Origin of the sequence: Lentibacter sp. (assembly GCF_965657785.1) — a bacterium.
Taxonomy (GTDB): domain Bacteria; phylum Pseudomonadota; class Alphaproteobacteria; order Rhodobacterales; family Rhodobacteraceae; genus Lentibacter.
The window spans coordinates 1-5264 of record NZ_CBFHPP010000048.1; the positions used below are offsets into that span (position 1 = coordinate 1).

A 5264-nucleotide genomic window follows, 5' to 3' on the forward strand; every position below is an offset into this window, starting at 1 on the left:
ACCAAGCGACCACACAGTGCATTGGGCTACCGCCCACCAGCGCCCGAAACCATCATCCCGATGGACCAAAGGCCGATCATGCACTAACTTTTAATATGGACCACTCAAGTGGGGCTGCTCACTTTGCAGACGGTATTAAGCATGACGCCGGATTTGCAGGATCGGAGCGGAAATACCTATCGTTACACCGCTCTTCAGGCCTCGTTGGGTGCACTTGACGTGTGCTATGGGCGTGCTCTTACAAGAAGCGCGCATTTATCCTCTTATGGATATGCGACTTGGCCAAACTTTGCCCCACAAGTGACAGCAACGAACGTATTTATTGCCATGTTGCAGACTATGAAGCGGGGACAAACGAAGGGGCACATTCCCATTCTGTCATGTGAAGGATGGATCGCGCATCATGCTTTATTTGCTCAATCGCTGTCTGAGTGGGGCTATCCACCTGTGGATGTTGTTGTTTTTTTGCGGCCTGTGGTTGATTGGACCAATGCCGCATTTTGGCAATGGGGCATTTGGAGCTGTCCGGACATTGACCGTTGGTTGGCGAGAAACAAAATGAGCACTAATTTCGGTCGAGATATTGCGGCATGGGCACAAATCCCCAATGTGAGAGTGATTGTGCGATCCATGCGACCAAATGTTATTTCGGCTTTTGGTTTGCTTTATGATCTTCCTTTGTCGCTTGAAAAACGAAGCAACACAGCGTCTCCCCCTGCGTTGATCGGCTTTTTACTCCGCAATCGTAAGTTTCGCATCACAGGGCATGATGCCTCCACAGAGTTCGTGGTTCAACGCTGGTGTAACCCGATTGAACACTCCTCAAAACTTTGGGCATTAAAGCCAAAGCATCTTCACAATCTCAGGCCAGTGGTGAATGACACGCTGACCACCTTGAGAAAAGTGATGCCTTCACAGGAGTTTGAAATGCTGCTGTCTGATCCGGGTTGGACTTCTGAAGAACCGTATCACCCAGCTATCTTAGCTGGGTTGACTAACCTTACTGATCCAGAGCCTTATGAAGCATTTTATAAAGAGATATGCGCAGGTATGAAGCGTGCATTTGATGTATCGATGTCACAATCATTAGAGTGCCCAAGTCCTCCCGGCAGCTTAGCCTCTGTTGAAGACTGGGATCGCGTGATTGCTCCCGTATTAGATATGCTCTTAAAAGCTGACGGGCGTATTCGCTACAACACACTTCCGTTTTGGCAACGTAAGATCGCCCCTTACATTGGAAAGCCGGGTCAGTCTTATGGTATTGTACCCAAAATCTGAGGCTTCCCTATGGTGAAATCCGCAGAAAACCTGAGATATAAAAAAATGTTCTATCAGTGAACGACGGTTGAGGTTGAAGAGCGGTTGGCTCAATCAAACACGCCAGCGATGCGACCTAGTAGCATAAATGCGCGTGCTGTTCTGGTGTTTGCCAATTCGGAAATTTCAGTATCACTCGCCTCGATTTCAAACTGGGTGAAACTCTTGTCAAACCGGCGCAGGAAGTGATGCACGGCGTCTCGGAAAATTGGATCTTCACGCATACGCCCTGAGGCAAGCGCCAGAGAGGAGCGGTCACGCACGCCGCCAAGACTTGCGATCTGGCGACCCCGTGTGCCTTGGGCAAACTGACGCCAGACTTCTGGGCGGGCCATATCGGGGCGCAGATCATCCATATAAATGCCGTCTTGGCTGAGCAGGGTCAGCACATCTTGGGCGGCTTGAACCAGGCCCGCGACAGCGCGGTCTTTCAGGGCGCGGCGCAGAGCATTGAAACCTGTGGTGTCTTCTGCGGTTTCAGGAAAGTTGATCGCGCGAATGAACTCTTCGCGGCTAATGGAGGGAGCAATGTCCTGCGCTGTTGTTCCAAGCTCCAGCGTGGTCTGTTCCTCGGCTTGCGGCGCGGGTGCTACAACCACAGCACGTGCGCTTTGAGCGTCGCGACTAGATGTAAATGTGGCAAGCGCAGTTTCAGTTTTGCGTTGTGCTAGGGCGATTTCTTCGAGCTTTCGTGCAACGGAAGGCTCCGCTGTGATCCTGCCACTCTGGCTCTGGACGATATAGGCGTGGCGGATCGCATCAATCGCGGATTGGAGGCGCTGGCTTTCTTCGCGCATGATCTTTGAGGAGCGCGCGGCTGTGGCGGCGACCCAGATCATGCCGACAGGCATGAACACCGCGAGCATCGTCATCATAAACCGCAGAGATGTGTTGGCTGTATCTTCAGCTGTGGTTTCTGAAGGCAAGGTCAGAAAAAAAACAGCAGCGCCCAAGAGCCAGACAGCCGAAAGGCTCAGCGCGATGATTTCGATCGCGGTGATCTTATCGGCCACGGCGCGGTCATAAATACCGAGCGGTGTTGGACGGGTTTCGTTTTGATCGGCCATTGCGCTCGTTTTCTTAGATGAAGGCGATTTTAAGGATTTCGTAGCTCTTCTCTCCGCCCGGAGTGCGGACCTCGACACTGTCGCCTTCTTCTTTCCCGATAAGGGCACGGGCGATGGGCGAGCTCATGTTGAGAAGGCCTTTTTCGATGTTGGCTTCGTGTTGGCCAACGATCTGCCATGTTTTCTCTTCGTCAGTGTCTTCGTCCACGACGGTTACTGTTGCACCGAACTTGACCGTTCCTGACAGCTTGGTTGGATCAATCACTTCAGCGAGGCTGAGAACGGCCTCAAGCTCCTGGATGCGGCCTTCAATAAAGCCCTGTTTCTCGCGGGCGGAGTGATATTCGGCGTTTTCTTTCAAATCGCCCAGCTCGCGTGCTTCGGCGATGGCTTTGATTACTGAGGGGCGCTCAACGGATTTGAGCTTTTTCAGCTCGGTTTCGAGCGCAGCGTGTCCGCCACGAGTCATCGGGAATTTGTCCATTGCACTGCCTTCTTGGTCTTTCTGGCGTGCCAATGGCACGCTTTGATCTTGGTTACGTCACTTTGTCCCAGACAGGGGCTGTCTTGCAATAGAGTAAAGGGCATTTTGCATCAATGGGCGGAATTCAGAGATGTGAAGCCCTGTGGCGAGTTTGGCGAGCAGCGCTTCTCTAATGTGCTGGGCCATTCTTTGCCTTGCTACTTTGCTGCAAATACTGCCGCAAAACACTTTAGTGTAAAAACACAACGCGGTGAGGCTTCCCATTATTACTATCAATTACGCGGTTGTTGATGATGGCTATTGCTGACCATAATTTCCGCTTTCATAGAGACAGCGTCCGAATCTTCAGGCTGAGTAAACGGTTCCGATTGGTGCGGACGGTCATGTTGCTGCTTTCGCCTTTGGTGGTGTGTTTTGGCTTAACCATGCCTAGGGATCAGGGTTTTTGATAGTTTGCTATATAACACGGCGTTGAGTGAAGACATAGACACATGGTAGAGCTCACGCCCAAGAGGCTTCCATTACCGATAGGTCTGCTGCCTTGTTCTTAATGCGCCCTTCTTCAAGAAATTTGGCGATTAAGATTGTGCGATGTTAAGAAACTTGCGGCAAATGTATGCATTTGGCGAAGGTATGATTGACGCCATTGTGTTTCGCCATGTAATCCTTCGTGAAATTTTGTTACCCAAACGCGCAAAAGGGAAAAGAAGATGTCCGAAGTTGTCCGCGAGACTATGGAATATGATGTGGTTATTGTCGGAGCAGGGCCAGCAGGCCTGTCGGCGGCGATCCGTCTCAAGCAGCTGGATGCTGACTTGCAGGTTGTGGTTTTGGAAAAGGGCTCGGAAGTGGGAGCGCATATCTTGTCTGGCGCTGTGCTTGATCCTTGCGGGCTTGATGCGCTGATTCCTGATTGGAAAGAAAAAGGCGCGCCGCTCAATGTGCCTGTCAAGGAAGATAACTTCTATATGCTCGGCGAAGCGGGCGAAATCCGTATTCCAAACTTCCCGATGCCGCCACTGATGAACAACCACGGCAACTACATTGTCTCGATGGGCAATGTGACCCGCTGGATGGCGGAGCAGGCCGAGGCGCTGGGTGTCGAGATTTTCCCAGGCATGGCGTGTAGCGAACTTGTGTATGAAGGTGAGCGCCTGAAGGGTGTTGTGGCGGGTGTCTTCGGGCTTGAGGCTGATGGCAGCATTGGCGAAAACACCGAGCCGGGCATGGAGCTTCACGGCAAATATGTCTTCCTCTCAGAAGGTGTGCGCGGGAGCCTCTCAAAAGAGGTGATCGAGAAATACAATCTGGCCGAGGGCCATGAGCCGCAAAAATTCGGTCTTGGGATGAAAGAGATTTGGGAAATTGATCCTGCGAAGCACAAAGAAGGCTCTGTGACCCATACAATGGGTTGGCCTCTCAATGGCAATGCGGGCGGTGGCTCATTTATCTACCACCTTGAGAACAATCAGGTTTATGTCGGGTTTGTGGTTCACCTGAACTACAAGAACCCGCACCTTTACCCTTACATGGAATTCCAGCGCTTCAAGCATCATCCGATGGTGGCCGAGCTGCTGAAGGGCGGTAAGCGTGTGGCTTACGGCGCTCGGGCGATCTCTGAGGGCGGCTATCAGTCGATGCCGAAGATGGTTGCGCCTGGTGTGGCGCTCTTGGGCTGCTCTGTCGGTATGGTCAACGTGCCGCGCATCAAGGGCAACCACAATGCGATGCTCTCAGGTATGGCGGCGGCAGAAGCTGCACATGAGGCCATCAAATCTGGCCGCGAGGGCGACGAGCTTACAGCTTATGAAACCGAAGTGCGTACAGGTGCGATCGGTAAAGACCTCAAGAAAGTGCGAAACGTTAAGCCCATGTGGTCCAAATGGGGCCTTCTGCCTTCGCTTGTGCTGGGTGGGCTTGATATGTGGACCAACACGTTTGGCTTTTCGCTCTTTGGCACGCTAAAGCACGGCAAAAACGATGCGGACAGCACAGAGCCTGCGGCGGCGCATAAAGAGATCAGTTATCCCAAGCCCGACGGGACACTGAGCTTTGACCGTCTCACCAACGTGAGCTTCTCTATGACCAATCACGAAGAGAGCCAGCCTGCGCACCTGCATCTGAAGGATGCTTCGCTGCCGATTTCTGTGAACCTGCCGAAGTATGCAGAACCTGCGCAGCGCTACTGCCCTGCGGGTGTTTACGAGATTGTGGAGAAAGAGGGCGAACAGCAGTTTGTCATCAACTTCCAGAACTGTGTCCACTGCAAGACTTGCGACATCAAAGACCCGAGCCAGAACATCAACTGGACCACGCCACAGGGCGGGGACGGGCCGAACTATCCAAATATGTGATGAGGCGGGCGGGGATTTCCCCGCCCTTTTCATTTCGAGGGC

General features: G+C 52.5%; 4 protein-coding genes. 2 read left to right on the top strand and 2 right to left on the bottom strand.

Annotation, left to right across the window (positions count from 1 at the left end):
• Window positions 1–108 precede the first annotated feature (108 nt).
• Entirely contained in the window at window positions 109–1278 is a 1170-nt protein-coding gene (locus ACTF58_RS13295; protein ID WP_438992449.1) for a hypothetical protein, read from the top strand.
• Window positions 1279–1367: 89 nt separating this feature from the next.
• Here the strand turns inward: ACTF58_RS13295 and ACTF58_RS13300 are convergent, their stop codons facing one another.
• Together ACTF58_RS13300 and greA are read right to left on the bottom strand one after the other, a co-directional pair.
• Window positions 1368–2384, bottom strand: a complete 1017-nt coding sequence (locus ACTF58_RS13300; protein ID WP_438992450.1) for a hypothetical protein — start codon at window positions 2382–2384, stop codon at window positions 1368–1370.
• A gap of 13 nt (window positions 2385–2397) precedes the next feature.
• Window positions 2398–2868: a transcription elongation factor GreA gene (gene greA / locus ACTF58_RS13305; protein ID WP_438992452.1), complete on the bottom strand. Its 471-nt coding sequence runs from the start codon at window positions 2866–2868 to the stop codon at window positions 2398–2400.
• 710 nt (window positions 2869–3578) lie between these two features.
• On the opposite strand from greA, the gene ACTF58_RS13310 reads away from it, so the two are divergent.
• Window positions 3579–5222, top strand: coding sequence for an electron transfer flavoprotein-ubiquinone oxidoreductase (locus ACTF58_RS13310; RefSeq protein WP_438992451.1), 1644 nt, complete (start codon window positions 3579–3581; stop codon window positions 5220–5222).
• Window positions 5223–5264 lie beyond the last annotated feature (42 nt).